Here is a 23,280-nt window from a genome sequence, read left to right on the forward strand (position 1 = left end):
ACGGTGAGTTGGCCCGTTCCCAGCCTCATCTCTTCGCTGAAGACCATGGTCAAGCTCGGCGTCACCCTCTGACCGCTTCCCTGCGGATACAGGTCCGTATAATACGGCTGCATATCTCCCGTGCGGAATGTCCATTCCTGCGGAGTATGAATTCCTCCATATGGATTCATCGCCATATCTGTCAGTGTTCCCGAGGTGATTTCTACATAATAAGGTTTCCCTTCTTCCAGTCCACCGGATAGTGTAAAGGACGCTATATTCTTTTCTCCTGACGCTGTCCAGTTCGAGTTCCCTTGTCCAGATATCCACAGCTCACGAACCACGGCTCCTCCCGAGGCTTCGTGCAGTCTTACATAACCGCGATCCCATCTCACCGGCTCATTGAATTCCATCTCAAAGTACGCTTGTCCTAGACTCACACCACTTAAATAAAGATCTTCCGGTAACTTCGACACCAGCTTCGGTGCCGTCTCATCCGCTGTCACGAAGTTCCAGGTACTCTCATCCCAGATGCCGTTCGATCCCTGGCCTCCACGATCTACAAACATGCCGGAGCTGACTTCTACATAGTACCGGGTATTGTCCGACAACGGATGGTCCAGCTTCATCGACACGGACTGACCACTGATTTGTATCGTACCTCCTGCAACCGTTCCTCCACTCACGTCGATCCGTCCTACCTCGGTTCCACCCCACTGATGCACGATAAGATGGCCTGCGCCCAGTTCTACATCTTCGCTAAACAACATGGACAGATTTGCGGACAAAGAAACGCCGCTTTCCTGAGGTGAAAGCCAGGTATAGTGAGGAGGCTCTTCCATTTTCGCCTGCATATAGACCGATGAAGCCACACTTAGTGGAGAAACACTCGTGGAGAATCCATCCGACATATCTGCATTTTCTATGATTTCACTGTTAGGACTCTCCGCCGCAAACGTCGCTGTCATATAAGGGTTGGCTAGGTTAAATACCTGTGTTGTCAGTACACTTGCCTTAATTATTCGGTTTACATGATTCTTATTTCTTTTTTTCTTGCTCATATATGTGCTCCTTTTATTTAGTATGAATGGAACAGTGAAATTCATGGATTTCACTCATGATTTCCATATAATCTTGCTGGCATTTCCATATGAAATCCCCGAAGTACAGCAAAATTTGCTCCCCTCTGATCAGAGGATTCCTACTGCTCCGAATGGCGTCCATTTTACTGTACAAAAACTCATACCGCATACGATGGCGAGGCAGAACATATATTTTGAAGAAATCATTTTTCAATAATGATGCAAACAATTCGTCAAACTGCCCGAAGGACACGTTCAGCATGTTGGCCTGCTTCAAACTGAGCTTTTGTTTAATGTCGAGCAGAGCGTGGTGAATCTGTTCCATATTTTTTTGAAAGACCTCTTCATCCCTCTGAAGCTTTTCAATGCGTGACTTCAGAAAATGAGGATCATACTCCGGATTGCTGCTGGTTTGCAGCCATGAATCCTCAATTGAACCTTTTAACCGCGTCTGGATTACCTCTTCCAAGTTCTGAAAAGATGCTCCATTAATAACAGCACCCTCACGTGTTGTGTTAATAAATTCAGTCTCTCTCGCTATATTGATGTAAAATTCCATTTCCGTTTTCATTTTAATAAAAGAATGATTTGTCACAACCTGTTGGCCATGGACACCCTCAACACGCGGTGAATTGACACTAACCGGAATTCCTTGAGAATTGGTAATCCCCTCAGCATAATATTGTTCATCACGATAAGCTAAATTTTGCCCCACCAGCACAATAGGGTCTGCTTTCATCCGGATCATGCATTGGAGTGCAATGACTGCTACAGAAGGAGCATCATTAATAATCATCGGTTTATGTCCCTCCGGTGTGCGCAATATGTGCATGGAGAGCTCATCCTGAGAGATGATGATATGCATAAGACGACCTGGATAATCATCGAGTGTGTGTTTGCCGACCGTACTGCCGAAAATGAGTGGAATAGAATCAATTCCCTTGTCGATCACCTTTTGAATTACATTTACGTTGTATTCGTTCGGGTCATAACTGAATGTGCCGTGCGGATAAATGCCATGCTCCACCAGCGTATTCACTGCCGACCCTACCGTAAACAGGTACGCAAGATTATTCTCACGAATATGACGAAGGTGCTCAATTTCGTCGTTAAGCGAAGGACCGGCAGATATAATCAAGACTGGCTTGCCCGCAATATGCTCTGCTCCCGTGTGCAGAAAATCTGAACTATGTAAAATAAAAGGGAAATTATGAATACTGTTTAACGCCCATTTTTTTTCGTACACGTTATTGATAGCCATTTTGTCCTTCTTGTTAGAGACCATCCTGTACAATATTTCATTAAACTTCTTCAGTTCCGCAGTAAATAAGGAGCGATACGGGAGCCACGGAACAACCAGCACTCCAGATACACGGTCAATCAACCTATGCAGTGTACCGAGCGTCTCCCCCGTTATTGCTCCTACCATAACTTCTTCGATCATCTCATCAGCCAGCCAGTCGTTTTCATTCAGATGCTGCAAAAAAATATTCATCACACCCGTATCCGGCTCGACGATGGAGAAGCTGGTATTTGGGTGTCTACGCAAAAATTCGCGGATATGATACCCTAGTCCTACTCCAAAAAAAATCACGTGCGCTTGAGGCTTAACTTCTTTAAAACCGGAAACAAATAGCTCTGCTTCCCGCCCAGGCTGCTCAGAATCATGCAAATAATATGATCGTCCCTCACGAGTCAGAGCTATGTTGGGCTCGTTGGTTTTAGAAGCCAGCAACTCACATCCTTCTCCTGCCTGAAGCAGATGAAGCCGAGGAAAACGGCGGTACAAGGAATTGTCTCTACGATGCTGCGATGCCATTTTTCATTCCTTTCCACCCGATATCTCATAAAACCAACGGTATAGGTCAGATTTACCCATATATTCCCTCATAGAGAATAATGTTCTAATTTTATGTAATATCTGCGTCATTATATTTTAAATCAGAAAAAAATAATCCTAAATCACCCTGATTATGGATTATGTATCGGCTTTTCTATGTATAAACTTTAGGTCTTAAGAACCTATTTATAAATAAAGATTTTGTAACCAACCAAGCTTCTGCTTGAACAACAATATATAGACTCAAACGCTGCAGTTCATCTACATGTCGCCCCTTGGAGCACCAAAATTAAAAACCAACAAAATAACGCAATAGTCATTAAGTTTGCTTACACTATTATCGAATTAGTACCCTCGAATAAATATTACATAATTGTTAATTTATTGGTTTGTTAACCCTTTCAACACATGATACATTGGAATAAAGAACCTCCCCACTGATCGGCATCGATGCGCAGTTCTCTATCGGGCTAAGAAAGGAATGGCTTGTCTTGCAAAAGAGAGAAATTCAAGAGAGTTCTCTATATTCCCTAAAGCTGTATAACTTTTTTCTATATGGAGCTATGGTCATCTTCTCCAGCTTCTTCCCATTGTATTTGCAGGATATCGGCATGGACAAGCTTGAAATCGGGAGCCTGATGGCCATCGGACCTTTTGTATCCGTATTCGCGAACCCTTTTTGGGGATATACAAGCGACCGGAGCCGCAACCTCCGTCGCATACTACTATTTATGATTATTGGCACATTATTATTGCTGCAAGCTTTATTTCATGTCCATACGTATGTCATGATCTATGTATCGATGATTGGTTTTTATTTTTTCCAAAGCCCTTTATTCGCCCAAAGCAACAGTCTTATTCTCAGCTACATTGAGGGCACGGACCGAAAATTCGGCTCGTTTCGCATATGGGGCTCCTTCGGCTGGGCTGTGACTGCGGCAGTTGCCGGCATGCTCGTTGACCAGATGGGAATATCCAGCATATCCAGCATCTTTACGGTACTGCTGCTGGCTGCACTGATCTGCACCTTGACGATCCCGCCACTGAAGAGCACTGTGGAGACAGCAGCCATTCATTTGCGTGGCTTTGGCAGCATTTTGATGAACGGTTACTTTATATCCTTTATTTTATTGGGCATCCTTGTCTCCATCCCGAATTCAATCAACAGTGCCTTTATGTCCTTGTACATCACCGAGCTGGGCGGGTCCAAACTGATGCTTGGCTTTGCCGTCTTTATGTCATCGGTATTCGAAGTTATTGTCTTTTTGCTATTTGATCGCTTCTTGAAGAAAAAAATGACCGTAATGGTTGGCTGTCTGGCCCTCGTCAGCTTGCTGTTTGCCTTACGATGGGAACTGATGGCCCTGGCCACAGATCCGATTCAGATCGTATTCATTCAGACACTTCACTGCATCACCTTCGGTGGATATTTTTATGTAGGTACTCAGCTAACCGTCCTGTTCACTCCTACTGCTTACCGTTCATCCGGGCAGGCTGTATATACCTTGACCTGGAGCGGCATTTCCGGCATCGTCGCAGGCTTTGCGGGAGGCTGGCTGTTCCAGAACTTCGGTGGGGAAATGATGTACAATGTAGGGGTCTTCTTCGCCCTGCTTGGCTCTGTGGGTTTCGCCATCATGTGGTATATGCTGCACAAGAACGGCTACCAGCCCTGTCACGCGGATGAGCATAAACGACTAAAAGAGTCCCTTTAACAACACCAGTGGAATACGGGATATCTATCGTCAACAAGCACTTATCAAGAGCAAGTACACATAAAATAAAGGAGTCTGCCTACGGGCAGACTCCTTTATTAACTTGGCGCACGAAGCTACCTTTAGTTCCACCCTTTCCAACCACCTATTGCTTAGGCAATTGGAAAGAGCTTTTCAGCGATACAACACGGTTAAATACAGGCTCGCCCGGCTTGGACAGCTTCGGATCGACACTGAAATAACCATGACGGAAAAATTGGAACTTGTCCTGCGCTTGAGCCTCTTTCATGTTTGGCTCCACGTAGCCGTGAGCAATTTCCAAAGATTTCGGATTCAATTGATCAAGGAATGTTTTCTCCGATCCGTCCTCTTCCATTGCCTCTGGCTCCTCTGCATTAATCAAAGGCTCGTACAAGCGGAATTCCGCCGGAACAGCCTGAGTAGCCTCTACCCAGTGGATCGTGCCCTTCACTTTACGTCCAGTAAAGCCTGATCCACTCTTCGTTTCTACATCATAAGTACAGTGAATTTCCGTTACATTTCCGTCAGCATCTTTAATCACATCGTTGCATTTAATGAAATAAGCATGTTTGAGACGTACTTCATTACCAGGGAACAAACGGAAGTATTTGCTCGGCGGATTTTCCATAAAGTCCTCACGCTCAATATAAATTTCACGAGAGAACGGAATTTGGCGTGTGCCAAGCTCCGGATTTTCTGTGTTGTTTTCCGCCTCCAGCATTTCAACCTGTCCCTCAGGATAGTTGGTAATAACCACCTTCAACGGATCAATGACTGCCATGGTACGAGGTGCCTTGAGCTTCAAATCCTCACGTGCAAAATGCTCCAGCACCTGCAAATCGATGACTCCGTAGGCTTTGGAAATGCCTGTCTCGTAAACGAAATTGCGGATGGCCTCCGGCGTATAGCCGCGACGACGCAAGCCTGAAATCGTCGGCATACGTGGATCATCCCAACCATCTACATGCTTCTCATCTACCAGAAGCTTCAGTTTGCGTTTGCTGGTTACTGTTTGGGCCAAATTCAGCCGTCCAAATTCGTATTGATGAGGCACCTTTTCCATCTCACATTCAGCCACAACCCAGTCGTACAATGGCCGTTGATCCTCAAACTCCAGCGAACAGAGCGAGTGGGTCACGCCCTCAATCGCATCCTCCAGCGGATGCGCATAGGAATACATCGGGTAGATGCACCATGTGTCGCCTGTATTGTGATGTGCTGTATGTGAAATACGATAAATAACCGGATCACGCAAATTGATGTTTGGCGAGGTCATATCAATCTTGGCGCGCAGCACCTTTTCACCATTCTGATATTTACCTGCACGCATCTCTTCAAACAGCTTGAGATTCTCTTCCACACTACGATCGCGATAAGGGCTGTTTTGTCCGGGCTCAGTCAGTGTACCGCGAGTTTCGCGGATTTGGTCGGCGCTTTGGTCATCCACATAGGCTTTCCCCTTTTGGATCAACAGAATGGCGCGTTTGTACATTTCTTCAAAATAATTGGAAGCATAATGTTTTTCTTCCCATTCATAACCAAGCCACTTCACGTCCTCCTGAATGGAGTTCACGTATTCCGTGTCTTCCTTCGCCGGATTGGTATCGTCGAAGCGCAGGTTCGTGCGTCCTCCGAATTCATCTCCCAGTGAGAAATTGATCCAGATGGCTTTGGCATGTCCAATGTGCAAATATCCGTTTGGTTCAGGCGGAAAGCGTGTAACAACCTCCTTTACCTTACCCGTTCGTAGGTCCTCTTCAATGACACTTTTAATAAAATTGGGGGGAGTGATCGGCTTCTCCACGCTAATCAACCTTTCTTCCGTATAATCTGTGCAAAACCTGTTCCCTTAAATATACCCTTTCACAACACATAACTCAATAAAATGAAAATCCATATACTCTCTACAGCAAAAAAAGGTGCAAGTTATGAAAAAGAGTTAACATTTTCGGTAAATAAATTCGTTATATTGTATATATCTTTTAATTTGTCCGGAAAAGGAGACCCACCCGTGTTTAAGCTGCTTATCATAATCCTACTGTCTATGTTGTTGTCCTCTTCCGTGATGACACCTGCACATCCTTCATCAAGCCCGATGACCCGTCCTGTGCAATCTCGTCCGTTAGCTGTCGCTCCGGAAGACTCATCCGTGAATTTATACGCTGTGAATCCGTCACAAGGACTTTTCCATTCAGCCGTGCTGGAAATCGGTCAGCAACGCCACACATTTGGATGGTCAGGTTTGGCAGATATCTCCACCGCACCACAGTTATATTACAAGGATGTTAACGGGGATGGTGTCCGTGAAGCCGTCGTAATCATTACACGTGCCTCGGGAACAGGTATCGAATTGCAGGAACTGCATATTGTTAACGCACAGACGATGGAGGAGTACGTGGTCGAATCAGCGGCAGACGCCGTGTCCCGTCGCGTACAGAGCGTCGTGGAGCTGCGTGACCACAACCAGCAGGTGCATATCGCTGTCACGATTGACGGTGCCACCACATACAAGATGAATCCAAAAGCGTCAGCGTTTTACGATGATCCTTCCCAATTTACGAAGCAGCTCGATTTCAGCTCTGTCGTGATGTATGATGCCGAACAGTCCTCTCTAAGAGCCATCGTATCGGGCAGTGTATCGCCTACCGAATTTGTAGGTGATTTGAAGCTGAAGTATGTATACGAGCATGGGCGTTTTCAGGTGGGACCTATAGAATTTGAAGCTTCCTCTCCATTTTGACGACTTTCGCAGAATAAGGTAGCATGAGATTACATGCTAGACTGGCTGGTTTAGCGATTTTCCGAGTGAAAGAGGGGATCAATCATGTTTACATACGCATTGGACGAACGCACAGTCCTTCGGCCGCTCACCAAGGAGCATGTGCAGCCTCTGTTTGAGCTGATCGAAATGTCCCGTGACCGCTTGCGTCAATGGCTTCCATGGGTAGACTCTACCACGGAAATCAGCCACACTGAGCAGTTCGTACAGAGCGCCCTGAAACAAGCCGCAGAGAATGGCAGCCTGACCGCCGGCATCTGGATGGACAACGAGCTTGCTGGCATTATCAGCTACCATGGGATGAATTGGACTCACCGTTCGGTCAGCATTGGATACTGGCTTGGACACGGTTACGAAGGACAAGGCCTCATGACCAGCGCCTGCCGCGTATTCGTCGAATATGCGTTGATGGAGCTGGATTTGCATCGGGTCGAAATCCGCTGCGCAACTACGAACCGCCGCAGTCGCGGTATTCCGGAACGTCTGGGCTTTGTGCTCGAAGGCATTGTACGTGAAGCAGAATTGCTGCCCGACGGCTACATGAACCACGCTGTGTACGGTATGCTCCAAAAGGAATGGAAACAGCTTCGATAACATTCCACCATACAAACAGCGCCGCAGTCTATAGAGTCTGCGGCGCTGTTTATTATGAGCAGGACATGAAAAACAAATGTTGCTGCTCGCGGCCTCCGGCCTATTTTAAGAAATAGGCCATTAACACATCATCCACAAATTGGCCTGCGATGTAAAACTCCTCATGCAGACGCCCTTCGATCGCGAAACCGCATTTTTCATAGAACATAAGGGCTTCCGTGTTACAGGAGAGTACCCGCAAACTTAATTTGCGTATGCCCTCAGCGGCAGCAATGTCCTTCATGGAGTTCATAAGCGCCGTTCCAATACCTTTACGATGATAATCGGGATGTACGGCTATATTGATTTCCAGCACATGGCGATTACTAGCCAACAGTGTTGGAGAACGAAATCCGACATACCCGCAGAGCACCCCCTGCTCAATGGCGACCAGTTGGGAACCCGGAGGAGAATTGCGTAAAAACTCCCCGCGCGACTTCCATGACAGTGAAGCGGGGGCCGTTCGTTCATTCCATACTAATTCATCCAGGGCAATCAGATCAGGAGCATCCTTCATCTCCGAATGACGTATCGTCAGGGGTTGACTTGTAAACAATTCCTTTCAATCCTTCCTGTGAAGGCTTTCATGAAGCAATAACTGTAGCTATCCGTCACTTATTGTACCATAATCACGGCTCATTACTGAACTTTTATTGGGACTTAAGAACTGGGAGTATCCACCTTGGTAGCGGCTTCGAAAACATCCAAATCATGCCGGGAACGGTTCAACCAGCTATGCAGGACAAAAAACAAAATCGACAACACCGCTACGCCTATGGCCAGCCAAAGTGCGGGCGGTAAACCACCGAAATCATACAGCCTTCCCATAATATAAGGTCCCAGCACCCGTCCGGCTGCGCCAATGCCCCCCACAAGTCCGATGTAAAAGGGCGCTCCTCGGCCTCCGTGATCAGACAGAAATGCCGGAACTGCAGGTGCAATCAGCATTTCTCCCAGTGTAGCCAGGACCATAGCGAATATCATCCCCGCATAGTTCTGCGTACCCAACATGATGATATAAGCCGCCAGGTAAAATCCTCCGGCCCATGTCATTTGGGCTGAAGCATGCCGGGCATACAGACGTTTTATCCAGAAAATGATCGGCTGTGCAGCAAAAATAAGAATACCATTCAACGTCCACAGAAGCCCGTACATCGTTTTAGGCAAGCCCTGCTCGATAATAAATGGAGATACTCCCGTATTCCAGATGGAATTGCCAAACCATAAAAAAAGCGACCCCAGGCCAACAAACAGATACAATCTGGTATCACGAAAAAGCAGCCCCGCCGATGATTCCTCTCTTTTCCTCACTGACTTGCTGAGATGGACTTCCCCCTCTTCCCGATCCACCCTGCTAAGATAGGACCAGAAAAATCCGGCAAATACCGCCGAGGTTACCCCGTTCATCACAAAGCTGAGCTGATAGGAAAGATCCGCCAGAACGCCGCTCAATCCCGTCCCTAAGGCCACTCCGATATTATTGGCGACATAAATAATATTAAACAGCTCACCCCGACGGTCAGCAAAACGAAAACCTACAAAGGCCTGAATGGCAGGCACGGATACCACATTAAAAAAGCCGATAAAGCCCATCATGATGACAAACGCAACCCAATGTCCGCTGGTAAATGGAAGCGTGAGAAGTCCCAGCGCGTTCATAGCCAGTGAACCGACGATCAGTTTCTTGGCTCCAATACGGTGATACAGGGCTCCTCCCAGCACCTGACCAAAAATCCCGCCCAGGGACTGCACTAAAATCGCAATCCCCGCATCTCCCATGCTTCGGTTCAGCTCGTCAAACACGTACATGCTGACCAGCGGCCACATCAGGGAGCTTCCGGCGGAATTAATCAGGCTGGCGACGAGAAATACTTTAACTTCTCTCGGATAAGATTCCAACCATTTCATATCTTTTATTTCTCCTTTAACATCTGACGCCATAAAAGGCATAAGCTCATTGACGCTTCACATTCACCACCGTTGAAAAGAAAGTTGCCCCCTGTCCCATATCTGACAGCCGATCAGAGGTTAATGCATTCGCACGCTGTCTGCGCCCCTTGCCTTTCCACCATAGCCCTTGGCTAATCACTGTACCAGGCAGCATCAGATCGGTAACTTTGGCTTTCAGCTCATACGTTCCCCGATCATTCCATACGGTAACCAGATCCCCATCCACGATGTCTCTGGTCTGAGCATCCTCCGGGTGAATCTGCAGCAAAGGCTCCCGCTCCAATCGCTGATGCTTGGGCAAATTGGCAAAGGTGGAATTGAGAAAATTGTGATTTGGCGGCGAAACAAACATCAGTGGAAACCGCTCATCCGCTAGCGGTCGCTGCTCTCCGTCATAGCCTTCGATCAGCGGCACATACGTAGGCATCGCGGGCAGACCCATTTGCTTCATCCGTTCCGAATACAGCTCAATCTTGCCCGAGGGCGTGGTTAGACGATCCAGATAAGCAGCTTTGGGCGTCATATCCAGCTTTACAAAAGGCGACTCTTTTAAAGCTTCTAAAGTAACACCATTAAGATAAGGATTCGTTGGGTTATCCAGCGCGCCCACGATCATGTCTTCCTCACTTTCCGTAAATGCAGCTTCATCAAAGCCCATGGCTCGTCCGAGCAGACTAAACAGCTCATAGTTGCTTTTACTTTCTCCGAGCGGAGCAATGACTGGCCTCTGCATCTGGACATAGTGATGCCAGTAGGATTTGTACAGGTCTGTACCTTCAAAAGAAGACGCCGCAGGCAGCACAATATCCGCATAGCGGGCCGTATCGGTCAGGAACAGGTCATGTACGACCGTGAATAGATCCTCCCGTTCAAACCCCTGCATCACCCGTTCCGTATTCGGTGCTACGACCACCGGATTGCTGCAATATACAAACAGCGCCTTGATTGGCTCATCCTTTTGCAGCAATGCTTCTCCGATCCGGTTCATGTTGATCACCCGGGCATCCGGGTTCCGGCGCAGATCCGGACGCTCCAGATTGGCGCTGTTAAATTTGGCATAAGCGCCATTGGAGCGCGATGCACCTCCTCCGTGCTTCAGCCATTGTCCGGTGAGCGCGGGCAGGCATGTTACCGCGCGTACATTCATGCCGCCGTTATCATGATGCTGGAGCCCGTTACCGATATTGATATATGCCGCTCGCGCCTGCCCGTACATCTCCGCCAGGCGAATGATATCCGCTACAGGTACACCCGTGATACGTGCAACCCGCTCCGGGGTGTACGCCTTAACATGCTCGCGTAGTTCCTCATGGCCTACCGTGTAGCGGCGTAAAAATTCATCGTCCGTTAGCCCTTGCTCGAACAGCACGTTCATTATTCCCAACGCGAGCGCCGTATCCGTTCCCGGGTATAAAGGAATGAACCAATCCGCCCATTGCGCCGTCCGGTTACGGTGAACATCAATAACAACCACCTTGGCGCCTTTTTTACGCGCCTTCTCGGCCAATACTACCTGATGCATGTTCGTGCTAATGACATTTCCACCCCATACAATAATCAGGTCTGCATCCTCTGTGTCCTCCGGGCTGGTGCCCCCTTTAAAACCCATGACAGATGCCCAGCCTTCATTCCCGGCTACGCTGCAAATCGTCTGATCCAGCTGGCTAGAGCCCAGCGCATTGAAAAAACGGCGATCCATTCCGTCCACACTCAATACGCCCATATTGCCATAAAAGCTGTAGGGGAGTATGGATTCCGGGCCGTCCGTACGAATCAGCTCCTTGAACCGACCTGTAATGGTATCGACTGCCTCTTCCCAGCTAATTCGTTCAAATTTCCCTGCTCCTTTGGGGCCTACACGCTTCAGCGGATAGAGCACCCGCTCAGGGTCATATACCCGCTCTGTCATATTGCGAACTTTATTACAAATAGCCCCTTTTGTAATAGGATGATCCGGGTTGCCAGTTACCTTGACAATTTTTCCATTTTCCTTGTGAAGCAGGAGCCCGCACGTATCTGGGCAATCTAGCGGACACACAGCCGGAAAAATACCATCGGCCTGATCCGTCATCTGCTGCCCCCTTTGTAAGTCTGGTTGAAGCGTAGCCTCAGAAGGCGCGCTGTTGCGATAGTCCATGATGTTGATGCTCCTTTCCGTTACCGTTTCCAAAAATTACACTGTACTTATCATATCTACAGCTATGAACTATGGCAAGAGAAGGATTTTGCCAAGCAGCTTCCGACCGAAAGAGCCAAAAAATCCGCCTGCTGCATAGAGCAAAACGGATTTTCGAAAAAATCACAATTAGCCTGTTTCATCATTGCTTACCAGGGGTAAAAGAGATCAAGGCATTATGGACGAGAGCACACTCATCCTCCATGCCAAATCATGGACCACTCCCAAAAAAATCCGCCATGACAGGTTTCGTTCCCCCGGACCTGTCATGGCGGATTTGCTTTGTTCGATTCTGTCAACAGTAACTAATCAAGCGCGATCACTCAACGGATTGGGAGTAACCGAAGAAGTAGTCTGAGTTCCGCTCACTGGATGTGCATCGGAATGCGGCTTTTTCAAATAGGCTAACCAGTAAGCCCCAGCCACAAACAGGCTTCCTCCAACCAAATTCCCCAGCCAGACCGGAATAAAATTCATGATATAATCTACCCATGAAAAATGGCCTGCAAAGATAGCCGCCGGAATGAGAAACATATTGGCCACAACGTGCTGAAAGCCGATAGCAACAAAGGCCATAGTAGGGAACCAAATCCCCATAATTTTTCCACCTATTGAATCCGTGCTATACGCCAGCCATACAGCCAGCGCTACCAGCCAGTTACATCCGATACCAGATATAAACGATTGCAAAAAGCTATCATGCAGCTTATGACCTGCCATATCCACTACTTTGTCCAAATAAGGGCCCGCTTCTGTCAGACCCAGCACATGGCCAAAGAAAAATGCAACAAATAACGCACCAACAAAATTACTGAGCGTAATAATGACCAGATTACGAAGCATGGCGCCAGTCTTAATCCGTCCTGCCCATCTCGCCAAAGGGACAGCCATCATATTGCCGGTCAGCAATTCTCCGCCGGCGATCAATACTAATACCAGTCCTACAGGGAACACAGCGGCTCCTATAAAGGTAGCAATACTCCCCCATTCCTTAGGTGCGCTTGCAATAACACGTATATCCAGCAAAAACCCGAGTGCAATGAATGCGCCTGCCAAAAATCCCAATACCACTGACACAGTCCACGGGTTGTTCGCTTTGGCTACTCCTGTTTCCACCGTCTTTTCGGCAATTTGCCCCGGTTTATAGCTTGCCATATGTTCCCGCTCCTTTAACATCTTTTTACTCTTATATTCTTCTTTTCATATTTTATTTAAAATCAGTGATTAAGTTTGTGAAAAAAATCACTTTTGTAGTTATTAAAAAAAACAGCCCTTGGATCAAGGACTGTTTTTCGTGTATTAATGCGTCTACCGCGCCACTAAGCACTTATAATTAATTATATTCTTCCTTTTCAACTGCTCCCAAGAACCAAAGAACTCCACCGAGACCGATTGCCGCCACAACTACAAGAAAAAGGATATAAAACAAACCCATTATCTACTCCCCCTAATCCTTATGCTCTCTATATTGTACTATAAGGATTCGTTCATACGTCGCAGATTGTTGACAAACTTATGAACAATGTCACAGACAAATCGAATTATACGGTAACTGGTTTTCGCTCAGTTAGCGAAGGCAATGCTTGCAATCCGGCTGCATTCAGGAAATTCCAAGGCTTGTTATAATGCGGCTGAAAGAAGAAATCGACAAAGGCCAGTTGGTCAATGGTCATATGATTTTGAATGGCCACAGATAGAGTGTTAATGGATTGTGTCAAATCCACCTTCGACATAATTTGAGCCCCAACAATTCTCCGTGTCTCCCGCTCATATACAACTTTCAGCAGCACCTTTTCAGAGGTTGGCATAAATTCAGGGCGATAGCTGTCCTCAATGGTTACGGCCTCGACACTCATTCCTTCGTCTATTGCCGCCGCTTCCGTCAGACCTGTTCCTGCAATATTGTCTTCATAAATTTTAATACCCGAGGTTCCTTGAGTTCCCATGTAGGCAATTGTCGGCTGTACCAGATTGCGTGCCACCAGCGTACCCATACGAACCGCGTTCGTCGCCAGTGGGATATAAGCCGTTTTGCCTGTTGGGTTGTAGCGAATTGCACAGCTGTCGCCTGCTGCAAACACGTCCGGGCAGCTGCTTTGCATATAATTGTCCACGATGATTGCACCGTTTGGCAGCATATCCACCTGACCTTTGAGCAAGTCTGTTTGAGGACGGAAGCCGATGCAAAGTATAACAAGCTCTGTTTCGTATTCTCCTTGGGAGGTCACGACTTTGCTCACCTTGCCATTCGTTCCCTCAAATCGACTCACGGTTTCACCCAGTACCAGCTTGATGCCGTGTTCTTTCAGAGAATTTTCAATCCGGTCTGTATACTCATGATCCAAATACTTATTCAATATACGATCAGCGCTGTCGATCAGCGTTACGTTTTTACCGTTCATTTGGAAAGCTTCCACCAGCTCAACACCGATGTATCCGGCTCCGACCACTGTGATGTTCTGTACGTGCTTGGCTTTCTCAATAATTTCGTTCGAATGATTATAGTTTTTACAGAGCAAAATATGATCAAGCTCAATGCCTTCCAGCTTCGGAATAATAGGCCAAGAGCCTGTCGTCACAATCAATTTATCAAATGTGTCCGTAAATTCTTCACCTGTTTGGAGATTACGTGCACGCAGCGTTTTGCCGGCTGTATCTACACTCGTCACATCATGAAGCATCTTGGTCACTACACCCATGTCAGCCAGCTGATCCGGGGATGAATAAAACAATCCGTGCGGATCCTTGACGACACCACCTACATACAGTGCAATACCACAAGATAAAAACGAAATATTATCATTGCGCTCGTAAACGGTAATTTCGGCATCTGGATAACATTTGGCTGTGTTGACAATTGCTGCCGTGCCTGCGTGTGTACATCCGATAACTGCTACTTTCATGTTGAATTCCTCCTTGGTGTGTGGGCATAATTGTATAATTATTGTGAATTGTTTCACGTTATCAGGTTGCCTTTTGTGATTTATTTCACTTCATGCACTCATTATAATGTGATCTTTTTCACATTACAATAGCTTTTTATGATATTCACAATTTGTCCACAATTAAAAAACAAGGATAGACAAAGCCTGTCATTTGATAAACGTCTCTTTTGCTTCATGTAGTTTTCCCTGTATGACTCTGATTATGCCCTTAAACCAGACTTTCAAAGAAGCAGCGGCCATCCAGCGAATGTGATATACAGACAGCAAAAAAAGGCCCGTTTCCCGGAGAAATGCCGGAAATCAGACCCTTTTTTTAGACATATACTTTGGAATTAAAGCAAAGCTATCATAGCAATTGCTCAATGACCGTCTTCATGGCCTCTGGTGATTCCTTAGGCTCAAAACGGGCCACAGGCACGCCCTCACGGTTCACTATGAATTTCGTAAAATTCCATTGAATCGTACCATCTTCCTGCTCTCCAGGCTGCTGCTTCTTCAAATATTCAAACAGAGACGCTGTATCTGGACCGTTGACATCCACTTTGGCGAATACCGGAAACGTAACTCCGTAATTCAGTTGGCAAAATTCAGCCGCTTCCTCGCTGCTGCCCGGCTCCTGACCGCCAAATTGGTTACAAGGGAAGCCTAATACAACCAAGCCCTGATCTTTATATTCGTCATAAAGCTTTTGCAGCTCCCCATATTGCGGAGTAAGTCCGCATTTGCTGGCAGTATTCGCAATAACCAGCACCTTGCCAGTGTAGGTGTCCAAAGGAACCTCCTGATTCGCTGGTGTAACGGCATGATGAGAATAGACAGACATACAGCATCCTCCTTCGTATCGTGTGATTTAGGTTTCATAACCTATTTTACCCAAAACGATATGGACATGCCAACATCCTATCCTCATAGGGCTTACCGCGTTGTCGACACTTCGCGTCTACGCTCCTCACGCTCCGAAGCGGACATTCTTGGACATGCATAACAATACCGCTGGCCTCCACCTGTCTTATAATATTGGCAACAGGACGGTTTCATGAAAGTATTTTCACCGGGGCGGTAAGGATTGTCCAGCTCAAGGAGACGAATAGTATACGGGTTTCTTGTACGCCCGAACACCTCTCCCTCCAGCTCCCGCGTCACATAACCATAATCCTGTTCAAAACGCTTCGCGTCCTGTGGATCGGTCAACGTTGGCTGTACTCTGTCCTTAAAATACAACAAAGTCAACGGAAACTGCCCCCACATCTGTCCCATGGATACACCGCCTACCGTAGCCAATGCCTCCAGTATGGGCCGCAGCTGCAAGCTGTAAAAGTCACGAAGCGCTTGTTGCGCTTGTTCGGATGAATGTTTCTCTCCGTCCTGTCGCATATTGTCCAGCTCTGTTGGGTCAATGGCCTGCATGCTAATAGAAGGGGACTTTCCATCATAACAAATATGGAATCTGAGATTGGAAATGGACAGATCCAGCCTACGTTCACACAAGGACACCATAAAATGCTGGGCAAACACAAGACCACGCAACTGATTCACCAAATACACAGCTGCAGTCAAAAGGTCTTCAGCTTGCAGAAGCTCACCATAATACTCCAATACTGAACGAGCCTTCTCCGGTTCAAGCCATTCTGCCACTGGCCCGGAATACACTGCATCCGCCGGTGTGTCTGTCACTATTTTCCCCAATTGCTCCAGCTGATCGTAATCCAGTGGTCTCATCTTGTGTCCCCTTTAGCCTCTTGCTGCAACTTGTGGTCTAGCTTCACGTCGCTCTCCAACAGAACCTGCCGACTGCCCCTCTTCCAAATTCATGTCCTTCACAGCTTGGTTTACCGTTGGCTGTCCAGCCAGGGCATACGGAAGACAGAGTGGTACGCCCGTACGGGGATCTGTTACGATATCCGCTTCAATGCCAAATACCTCACGCAGCACATCTGGGGACATAACCTCGGTTGGAGCTCCTACCGCCTCAGCCTTCCCTTTTTTGATCGCAATCATATGCTGGGCATACCGGGCCGCATGGTTCAAATCATGAACGACCATAACAATGGTGCGTTCTGCCGAAGTATTCAAATACTCTAGCAAATGCAGCACTTCCAGTTGGTGCGCCATATCTAAAAACGTAGTCGGCTCATCGAGAAATAAAATATCCGTATCCTGCGCGAGTGCCATAGCAATCCATGCACGCTGACGCTGACCGCCGGAAAGCTGATCAATCGGGCGATCGTGGAATTCGCTCATTCCAGTTACCTGGATTGCCCACTCTACCATTTTACGGTCGTCGGCTTTCATGGAGCCAAAACCTTTTTGATAGGGAAAACGTCCGTAAGATACCAGTTCCGTCACGGTCAATCCTTCCGGTGCAGTCGGATTTTGTGGCAAAATAGCCAACTGCTTAGCCACCTCCCGGGTGGATTGCTTATGAATGGATTTACCGTCAAGCAGAACACTACCGCCTTTAGGATTCATGATGCGAGCCATCGTTTTCAGAATAGTGGACTTGCCGGAGCCATTTGCGCCCACCAATGCGGTGATTTTCCCTTGCGGTATTTCCACGTTCAGATCTTCTACAATCAACCGATCTTCATAAGCAATATCCAGATTTGCCGTTTTCAGACGAAACATTTGGAATCATCCCTTTCCCTTATCCAATATATAGTCACGGGCTTAACGCACGACATTCATCAAAAATTCATTCTATCTTTATATAATAAAGATATTGATAATCATTATCAAGTATTAACTGACATATTCCCCTTAACATACGATTCAGATCACTAAATATGCCCTTAAATCCTGGATTACATCACCAGTAAAGACCAAGAAAGGATGCCTCATGCAGATATTTCATCCGTTTTCTTCCACTTTCCTGTATTAAATTGTATTGTATATGATAACGGCACTTGATACGTCACTTGCACAACAAGAACGCCGTAGCATTGATAAAGTGGTGTCTCCTCAAAAAAATTAGGGTGGGTTATCGTTATGAACAAATTTGAAAAGCAGCTAATGAAGTATTTGTCCTACGGATTTATGGCGGGTCTATATTATTCTTTTATAAAAGGCCCAGCACAGTCATCTACTGTGAATGGTGTGACTCAGTTTTTTACTTTTCCTGCGCCCGATTTTATCTTTAGTGCATTATCAACCTCATTTCTGGCAAGCCTTATTTTCGGTATATTGTATTCTTTGGTTTTTTTAATCAAGAAAAAGAGTTAATAGATTCAAGCCTTGTTAGGCACAAGAAAAAAGACTGCCTCATCGTAGTTTACAAACTACTGATGAGGCAGCCCCAGTTCTCTCTGGCTCCCGCCTAATGGCATCAAGACTGTACAGAAGACAGCCCAAATGCTTCAGCCATAAGACGTATCGACTTCAGCTTGGCATCAAAATCGTGAATGATGCTAGCGACCATGACCTCTTGTGCATGATAGTTCTTGCTTAATTGCTCAATTTGACGCTTTACCTGTTCGGGCGAACCAACCACCATACGCTTGCGATTTTCGCGAATACGCATCCGATCATATGGGGTATATGGATACGCCAAGGCCTTTTCGACGGAAGGTGTTCCAGTCGAGCGCATTCCCTGCTCCAGCAGCACCAGGGACAAGTCCATGCTGGAAGCCAAACGGTTCGCTTCCTCTTCCGTATCCGCACAAATCGCAAATATAGCGACAAGTGAACGCGGTTGGTCACTATGCCGGGAAGGCTGGAAGCTCTCCTGATATCCCTTCATAGCTCCGGTGCCGCCTTCCCCGTTAATAAACTGGGCAAACGCAAAGCCCACGCCACGCTCGGCGGCCAGACCTGCACTATCACCGCTGGAGCCAAGCAGCCACATTTCCGGTGCTGTCTCTACAAGTGGCATCGCTTGTAGAGAGCCAAAGCGATGCTGGTTGCCTGTGCTGTCATGCAAATAGGCTAGCAGATCATCCAGCTGCTCAGGGTACAGATCAACGCCGCCCCTCATTTTTCCTTCCTGCAAGGCTCTGGTAGCAATCGGCATGCCTCCCGGCGCTCGTCCGAGACCCAAATCAATGCGTCCCGGATACAGGCCCTCCAGTACCCGAAAATTTTCCGCTACTTTATAAGCACTGTAATGCGGTAGCATCACACCGCCCGATCCCACTCGAATCGTCCGGGTACGAGCGGCCAGATGCGAGATCAATACCTCCGGGCTGGAGCCAGCAAGATTAGAGGCAGCGTGATGCTCTGACACCCAAAAGCGATGATAACCCAAGCGCTCCGCCTCTATAGCAAGCTCAGCGGTCTTTTGTAATGCTTGCGCATGCGTCATGCCTTCCGATACCGGAGATTGGTCAAGAATGCTGAGTTTTATCATAAAAAGTCTGACCTTTCTGTTGTGGAATAGAATAGGCATTAATTATAGCATGCGAAGCCACAGTTACCCAAGAGGGGTTACAATCAATTTCATACCGCAAAATATATTTCATACTATAAGTTTGGAAATCTTTATTTTTCGTAGAGACTCGACTTCACTTGATCTGCTTCATAAAGATGCGAGCGCTTTTTAAAGAAACTAAACAGATGTGTAACGATTACTTTCAAGACCGCATAGCCTGGAACCGCCAGAATGATCCCTACTATGCCAAACAAATTGCCTGCTGTCAAAATAACAAAGATGATCGTGATCGGATGTACTCGAAGAGATTTGCCCATAATTTGCGGAGAAATAAATTTACCTTCAATGAGCTGAACAACCGTCCATACAATAACCATCTTGAGCAGCATTACCGGAGAAGTGACCAGAGCTACAATTAATGCAGGCGTAATGGCAATTACAGGCCCCAAGTAGGGAACAACGCTCGTAAAGGATGCAATGACTGCCAGCGTCAGAGAGTAGTCCAGCCCAATGATCAGATAACCGATATACAGCAGCGCCCCAATACAGAAGCTGACAATAATTTGTCCACGAATGTACGAGCTGACCTGATGGTTCATTTCGGTCATAATGCGATCTGTCTCTTTACGAAACATTGGCGGGAACATCTTCAGGACCGACTGTGGCAGCTTGCGCCCATCTTTCAGCAAATAGAACAAAATAAATGGAACCGTAGCAATCGCAAGCACGGTTTCCGTGACTACTCCTACAAAGTTCCCTACACCTGTCCAGGCATTATTAATGAAGGCAGATAACTTTTCAGAAGCTTTGGAGGCCAGTTCAGACGGATTGATTTGAACCGTGTTCAGGAACTGGTTCACGAAGTCACTGCCAATTAATTTTTCAAACTGCACTTGTACTTGCTGGCTATATGCAGGCACATTTTGGATAAGGCCCTGTATTTGATCACGGATCACAGGGATCACCGATGTAATCACAACAGCAATAATCCCTATGATGAGCAAATACAGCACAATAATGGAGTAGATTCGCTTTACCTTATTGCGCTCCAGTGCATCAATCAGTGGATTGAACAGATAGTACAGCACGCCAGACAAAATGACGGGAAGAATGATCGTTTTCAGCAGCACCATGACAGGGGTAAAAATGTATGAAATTTTGGTGAGCACCAGGATATTCAAGCCGATGAGCAGCAATACCAGCAGGAATAACACAAACTTGTTGTTCAGAAAGAACTTTTTGAATCGGTCTTTCCATGCCGGAGTCGTTTCCACATGACATTCTCCTTTTCTTAGGCAAATAAGTGTTCTATTTTCTTAATAGTTAAGATATATCTTTGCAACAAAATATACAAGTTTATACCTGAGGATTTTGCAAAATCCTGACCTCTATAAACACAAAAGCAAACAAAGTTGTACGACAGCGTACGAACCTCGTTTGCTTTGGATGGTTATGGAGTATCATTTGTCGTGGTGACAGAATCTGTCGGCGTGGCCGCAAGCTTGTTTTCCTGTTCAAAAAGATTTTGTATGAATCGTTTGAGCTTGCTTTCGTCCACCCCCAGTACCTGCGCCCCCTTGATTGTTTCCCCACGCACCAGCTCATTGGGTGGGATTTGCTGTTTGGCTATCGTTTTTGCGTCGATATTAAAACCTAATGAGGCCAGTTGCAGCATTTCCGTAGTACTCAGATTCGTTTCAATATAAGGAGAAATGCTATTTAAAATACTCGGTAGCTTAATCAATGACGAGGTCGACTGGATTTTGCCGCCCAGCTCGGTTATGAATTTACGCTGCCGTTCGGTCCGCGTAAAGTCGGAGGTTGCATCATGACGGAAGCGAACATATTGCAGGGCTGTTTTGCCGTCCATGTGCTGCATTCCCTTTTTCAGATCAATATCGAACTGGTGTTTATCCGCTTTGGACGTATAATGCATGTCTTTTTCAACATCCAGATCAATACCGCCCACAGCATCAACCAGCGCAATAAAGCCATTAAAATCAGTGTACACATAGTATTGAATCGGTATGCCCAGCAGGTTGCTTACGGTCTGTCTGGTCAAGTCCGGACCACCGTAGGAAAAGGCAGCATTCAATCGGCTTTTCCCATGTCCGGGAATATCGACGTACGTATCACGCAAAATCGACATCAACGTAGCCTTCTTCGTGACTGGATCAACAGAAGCGACCATCACGGAGTCAGAGCGCCCTGAATCCTCCCCACGTGAATCGCCACCCAGCAGTAATATATTCACTCTCTCTGTTCCATCCCACTCCGGTGGGAGCGACACATCTACAGGTTGTACATTGGCTTGGCTTTCTGTTTGCGGTTTGAATTTTGAATCCTGTCCGGAAGCGACCGAAATTTGATTCGTAAAATGATATATAGAGTAAGCATAATATCCACCCACTATAAGAACTACCGCAGCCACAGAAAGGCCTAACCATTTTAAAAATTTTCGCATATTTTCGGGTAACCTCGCTTTTATTCATCATCGTTCGACTTTTAAAAGCATACCCTTCCTGCAAGTTGGCTGTCAATTAAGCCTATCTGTGCAAGCCTACCGAGAGGTCTGTCAAGTGGTCGTAGCTCGTGTCTGTTAAGACTTATTTCCAGAGTCTTTCTGCGTCAAGTTCTCAGCTTTGAGGTCGTCCGGATACCATGGATTCAAATGGACAAGCACCTCATACACTCTAGGTTCCTGCTTCATGACAGCCCGCTTGATCAGCCGGATAATATCGTGTCCCTGCTGAATCGTCAAAGTAGCATCCACTGAAGCGCGGATATCCACAATAATGTAATGGCCGTGTTCACGGGCACGAATACGGTCGATACGCTGAACCTCGGCTACACCAAGTGCGGCCGCGGCGTAGCTTTCGATTTCCTCAGGTGCAATGGCCTTCTCCATAAGTACGTCTATGGACTCACGGCCCATTTCCCACGCCAATTTCAGGACCAGCAATGCCACGACAAAGCCCGCAATCGGATCACCGTAGGATAAAATCGGAATACTCCAGTGCTCACCAATCAAACCGAGGCCGATCCCCAGCACAGCAGCCCCTGAGGCGTACACATCAGCCAAATGATCCTTTGCTGTCGCAATGAGACCCTGACTATTCGCCGCTCTCCCGATACGAATCGTGTAGATATACAACCACTGCTTCCATAGCAGGGAGATGACTGCCGCCGCCAATGCCAATATATGCTCCTGCGGCATCGGCTCGAACAGCGCCGCAATGGAATGATAGCCGATGAATATGCCGGCCCCGAACAAGATGACTGCCACCACACTCGCACCGATCACTTCTGCCTTGCCGTGACCGTAAGGATGATCCTCATCCGGTGGCTGACTAGATATGCGCATCGCTCCCAGCGCCGTTGCAGAGGCAATCACATCCCCGGCGTTATGCACACCGTCAGCCACCAGCACCTTACTGTTGAACATGAGTCCTGCAATGATTTTAATGCCGGTTAATAGGATGTTGCTAATCAGGCTGATCCATGCCGAGAACATGGCGCGCTTGCCCATATCCTGTTCCTGCATCATGTATAACCCCTCCATCATTTTCTTTAACAAGGTACTTCATTGCACGCGCTTCTGTTATTTCAAAGCAGCTCCGCTGCTTATTCCATCTTATGATACGGCCCCTTCAGATGGCATGAATGAAGATTACAATAGCCCCGGAAGATGAGCCTCTCCGGGGCTATTATGATAACCATAGCTGAGCATTCCATGAGAACGCTCCTGTATTATCTATCTGGACCGTCCACGACGGCCTCCCTGTCCTTGACCACCA

19 protein-coding genes are annotated in these 23,280 nt (G+C 47.0%); 4 read left to right on the plus strand and 15 right to left on the minus strand.

Annotated features, from left to right (window positions below; genetic code table 11):
• Positions 1-1,040 (minus strand): Ig-like domain-containing protein (locus WG8_RS23555; protein ID WP_007432785.1); only part of this gene is annotated, 1,040 nt, incomplete at its 3' end.
• A 13-nt stretch (positions 1,041-1,053) separates the two neighbouring features.
• Complete coding sequence (locus WG8_RS23560) at positions 1,054-2,880, minus strand: motility associated factor glycosyltransferase family protein (protein WP_007432786.1); 1,827 nt, start codon at positions 2,878-2,880, stop codon at positions 1,054-1,056.
• Positions 2,881-3,392: 512 nt separating this feature from the next.
• Between WG8_RS23560 and WG8_RS23565 the strand changes: the two genes are divergently transcribed.
• Entirely contained in the window at positions 3,393-4,616 is a 1,224-nt protein-coding gene (locus WG8_RS23565) for an MFS transporter (protein WP_043891366.1), read from the plus strand.
• Between the two features lie 145 nt (positions 4,617-4,761).
• Here WG8_RS23565 and WG8_RS23570 read toward each other — a convergent pair whose 3' ends face one another.
• On the minus strand, positions 4,762-6,441 hold the full coding sequence (locus WG8_RS23570) for a glutamine--tRNA ligase/YqeY domain fusion protein (RefSeq protein ID WP_007432788.1): 1,680 nt from the start codon (positions 6,439-6,441) through the stop codon (positions 4,762-4,764).
• Positions 6,442-6,648: 207 nt separating this feature from the next.
• On the opposite strand from WG8_RS23570, the gene WG8_RS23575 reads away from it, so the two are divergent.
• Together WG8_RS23575 and WG8_RS23580 are read left to right on the plus strand one after the other, a co-directional pair.
• Positions 6,649-7,377, plus strand: coding sequence for a hypothetical protein (locus tag WG8_RS23575; protein WP_007432789.1), 729 nt, complete (start codon positions 6,649-6,651; stop codon positions 7,375-7,377).
• Positions 7,378-7,461: 84 nt separating this feature from the next.
• On the plus strand, positions 7,462-8,010 hold the full coding sequence (locus tag WG8_RS23580) for a GNAT family N-acetyltransferase (RefSeq protein WP_007432790.1): 549 nt from the start codon (positions 7,462-7,464) through the stop codon (positions 8,008-8,010).
• Between the two features lie 100 nt (positions 8,011-8,110).
• On the opposite strand, the gene WG8_RS23585 is transcribed toward WG8_RS23580, so the two are convergent.
• The 8 genes from WG8_RS23585 to WG8_RS23620 all read right to left on the minus strand — a co-directional run bounded on the left by WG8_RS23585 (position 8,111) and on the right by WG8_RS23620 (position 17,745).
• Positions 8,111-8,605, minus strand: a complete 495-nt coding sequence (locus WG8_RS23585; RefSeq protein WP_007432791.1) for a GNAT family N-acetyltransferase — start codon at positions 8,603-8,605, stop codon at positions 8,111-8,113.
• 104 nt (positions 8,606-8,709) lie between these two features.
• The gene (locus WG8_RS23590; RefSeq protein WP_007432792.1) at positions 8,710-9,957 is read right to left on the minus strand and encodes an MFS transporter; all 1,248 of its coding nucleotides are present in this window, start codon (positions 9,955-9,957) and stop codon (positions 8,710-8,712) included.
• 46 nt (positions 9,958-10,003) lie between these two features.
• On the minus strand, positions 10,004-12,136 hold the full coding sequence (locus WG8_RS23595; RefSeq protein ID WP_007432793.1) for a molybdopterin-containing oxidoreductase family protein: 2,133 nt from the start codon (positions 12,134-12,136) through the stop codon (positions 10,004-10,006).
• Positions 12,137-12,484: 348 nt separating this feature from the next.
• Positions 12,485-13,330 carry a formate/nitrite transporter family protein gene (locus WG8_RS23600; RefSeq protein ID WP_007432794.1) on the minus strand — a complete coding sequence of 282 codons (846 nt, stop codon included), beginning with the start codon at positions 13,328-13,330 and terminating at the stop codon, positions 12,485-12,487.
• A gap of 386 nt (positions 13,331-13,716) precedes the next feature.
• Positions 13,717-15,078 (minus strand): FAD-dependent oxidoreductase, encoded by a 1,362-nt coding sequence (locus WG8_RS23605; RefSeq protein WP_007432796.1) that lies wholly within the window; start codon positions 15,076-15,078, stop codon positions 13,717-13,719.
• Between the two features lie 388 nt (positions 15,079-15,466).
• Positions 15,467-15,943, minus strand: a complete 477-nt coding sequence (locus tag WG8_RS23610; protein ID WP_007432797.1) for a glutathione peroxidase — start codon at positions 15,941-15,943, stop codon at positions 15,467-15,469.
• 92 nt (positions 15,944-16,035) lie between these two features.
• Positions 16,036-16,839 carry a (2Fe-2S)-binding protein gene (locus WG8_RS23615; protein WP_007432798.1) on the minus strand — a complete coding sequence of 268 codons (804 nt, stop codon included), beginning with the start codon at positions 16,837-16,839 and terminating at the stop codon, positions 16,036-16,038.
• Between the two features lie 12 nt (positions 16,840-16,851).
• On the minus strand, positions 16,852-17,745 hold the full coding sequence (locus WG8_RS23620; RefSeq protein ID WP_007432799.1) for an ABC transporter ATP-binding protein: 894 nt from the start codon (positions 17,743-17,745) through the stop codon (positions 16,852-16,854).
• Between the two features lie 360 nt (positions 17,746-18,105).
• Here WG8_RS23620 and WG8_RS23625 point away from each other — a divergent pair, with 360 nt between their 5' ends.
• Entirely contained in the window at positions 18,106-18,339 is a 234-nt protein-coding gene (locus WG8_RS23625) for a hypothetical protein (RefSeq protein WP_043891367.1), read from the plus strand.
• A 103-nt stretch (positions 18,340-18,442) separates the two neighbouring features.
• Here WG8_RS23625 and WG8_RS23630 read toward each other — a convergent pair whose 3' ends face one another.
• The 4 genes from WG8_RS23630 to WG8_RS23645 all read right to left on the minus strand — a co-directional run bounded on the left by WG8_RS23630 (position 18,443) and on the right by WG8_RS23645 (position 23,027).
• Positions 18,443-19,462, minus strand: coding sequence for an LLM class flavin-dependent oxidoreductase (locus WG8_RS23630; RefSeq protein WP_007432800.1), 1,020 nt, complete (start codon positions 19,460-19,462; stop codon positions 18,443-18,445).
• A gap of 131 nt (positions 19,463-19,593) precedes the next feature.
• A complete protein-coding gene (locus tag WG8_RS23635) occupies positions 19,594-20,757 on the minus strand; it encodes an AI-2E family transporter (protein WP_007432801.1) in 1,164 nt (387 codons plus the stop codon).
• Between the two features lie 176 nt (positions 20,758-20,933).
• Complete coding sequence (locus WG8_RS23640; protein WP_043891368.1) at positions 20,934-21,947, minus strand: LCP family protein; 1,014 nt, start codon at positions 21,945-21,947, stop codon at positions 20,934-20,936.
• Between the two features lie 135 nt (positions 21,948-22,082).
• Entirely contained in the window at positions 22,083-23,027 is a 945-nt protein-coding gene (locus WG8_RS23645; protein WP_043891369.1) for a cation diffusion facilitator family transporter, read from the minus strand.
• Positions 23,028-23,280: the final 253 nt, after the last annotated feature.

Origin of the sequence: Paenibacillus sp. Aloe-11 (assembly GCF_000245715.1) — a bacterium.
Classification (GTDB): Bacteria; Bacillota; Bacilli; order Paenibacillales; family Paenibacillaceae; genus Paenibacillus; species Paenibacillus kribbensis.

What these genes read in the sequence shown, in the direction of transcription:
- WG8_RS23560 (WP_007432786.1), bottom strand. Translation starts at nt 2,880, where the DNA reads ATGGCATCGCAGCATCGTAGAGACAATTCCTTGTACCGCCGTTTTCCT.
- WG8_RS23580 (WP_007432790.1), top strand. Translation starts at nt 7,462, where the DNA reads ATGTTTACATACGCATTGGACGAACGCACAGTCCTTCGGCCGCTCACC.
- WG8_RS23590 (WP_007432792.1), bottom strand. Translation starts at nt 9,957, where the DNA reads ATGAAATGGTTGGAATCTTATCCGAGAGAAGTTAAAGTATTTCTCGTC.
- WG8_RS23595 (WP_007432793.1), bottom strand. Translation starts at nt 12,136, where the DNA reads ATGGACTATCGCAACAGCGCGCCTTCTGAGGCTACGCTTCAACCAGAC.
- WG8_RS23600 (WP_007432794.1), bottom strand. Translation starts at nt 13,330, where the DNA reads ATGGCAAGCTATAAACCGGGGCAAATTGCCGAAAAGACGGTGGAAACA.
- WG8_RS23605 (WP_007432796.1), bottom strand. Translation starts at nt 15,078, where the DNA reads ATGAAAGTAGCAGTTATCGGATGTACACACGCAGGCACGGCAGCAATT.
- WG8_RS23610 (WP_007432797.1), bottom strand. Translation starts at nt 15,943, where the DNA reads ATGTCTGTCTATTCTCATCATGCCGTTACACCAGCGAATCAGGAGGTT.
- WG8_RS23615 (WP_007432798.1), bottom strand. Translation starts at nt 16,839, where the DNA reads ATGAGACCACTGGATTACGATCAGCTGGAGCAATTGGGGAAAATAGTG.
- WG8_RS23620 (WP_007432799.1), bottom strand. Translation starts at nt 17,745, where the DNA reads ATGTTTCGTCTGAAAACGGCAAATCTGGATATTGCTTATGAAGATCGG.
- WG8_RS23625 (WP_043891367.1), top strand. Translation starts at nt 18,106, where the DNA reads ATGAACAAATTTGAAAAGCAGCTAATGAAGTATTTGTCCTACGGATTT.
- WG8_RS23630 (WP_007432800.1), bottom strand. Translation starts at nt 19,462, where the DNA reads ATGATAAAACTCAGCATTCTTGACCAATCTCCGGTATCGGAAGGCATG.
- WG8_RS23640 (WP_043891368.1), bottom strand. Translation starts at nt 21,947, where the DNA reads ATGCGAAAATTTTTAAAATGGTTAGGCCTTTCTGTGGCTGCGGTAGTT.
- WG8_RS23645 (WP_043891369.1), bottom strand. Translation starts at nt 23,027, where the DNA reads ATGCAGGAACAGGATATGGGCAAGCGCGCCATGTTCTCGGCATGGATC.